This is a genomic window from Streptomyces sp. SP17BM10, from assembly GCF_036322405.1.
GTDB lineage: Bacteria > Actinomycetota > Actinomycetes > Streptomycetales > Streptomycetaceae > Kitasatospora.
The window spans coordinates 1-983 of the sequence record NZ_JAQYXB010000338.1 but is presented as its reverse complement, the minus strand read 5'-3'; the positions used below and the strand labels follow the sequence as shown (position 1 = coordinate 983).

Sequence of the window (983 nt, the reverse complement as noted above, 5' to 3'; positions counted from 1 at the left end):
TCACCCGCTGCACCGGCATCACGGTATGGGGCATCCGCGACAGCGACTCCTGGCGCAGCGGCGAGAACCCCCTGCTGTTCGACCGCAACGGCACCAAGAAGCCCGCCTACGGCGCCGTCCTCACCACCCTCGGAGGCAGCGGAAACGGCGGCACACCGAGCGGGGGCATCACCTCCGGGACCGTGTACACGCTCTCCGACATGGCCGCCGGGCGCGTTCTCGACGAGCCCGCAGGCCAGAACGGCAACGGCACCCCGCTCCAGGTGTGGGACGCCAACGGCGGCGCCGCCAACCAGCAGTGGCGGGCGGACCGGAACGGCGACGACTCCTACACGCTCACCAACATCGCCAGCGGCCGCACCCTGGACGAGCCGGGCGACCGGACGGGCAACGGGACGAGGATGCAGGTCTGGGACCCCAACGGCGGCGCCAACCAGCACTGGCGGGCCGACCGGAACGGCGACGGCTCCTACACGCTCACCAACGTCGCCAGCGGCCGCGCCCTGGAGATCCCCGGCGGTCAGACCGGCAACGGCACGCCCGTCCAGATCTGGGACTCCAACGGCGGCGCCAACCAGCACTGGAGCTTCACGTGAGCCGAGCTGCGGGGTGCGCGCTCACAGCAGCGCGCGCCCATATGTGAGCGATAACAAAGCCTGATGACAGCCCCATCCGTTCACGAAGGAGAACCGATGAGCAAACGAGGTTCCAGCCGCAGGCCACTGTCCGCGGTGCTCACCGCCGTGGTCGTGGCGCTGGCGGCGATGCTCGTCGCCGCCCCCGCTCAGGCGGACACCAGCGGCGCCCTGCGCGGTGCGGGTTCCGGCCGGTGTCTCGACGTCCCGAACTTCGGCCGGGCCGACGGCACGTCCCTGCAGGTCTACGACTGCTCGGGCGGGGCCAACCAGCAGTGGACGTCGACGGCCGGCGACCAGCTGACCGTGTACGGCGACAAGTGCCTGGACGTGCCGGGCCACGCCACC

The 983-nt window shown here is 71.3% G+C and carries 2 protein-coding genes; both read left to right on the top strand.

The features are described from left to right. The coding region (locus tag PUR71_RS02360; RefSeq protein WP_329924609.1) for an RICIN domain-containing protein at positions 1–596 on the top strand (596 nt) is incomplete at its 5' end. 96 nt (positions 597–692) lie between these two features. Continuing rightward, positions 693–983: ricin-type beta-trefoil lectin domain protein (locus PUR71_RS02355; RefSeq protein ID WP_329924608.1), on the top strand; the 291-nt coding region annotated here is incomplete at its 3' end.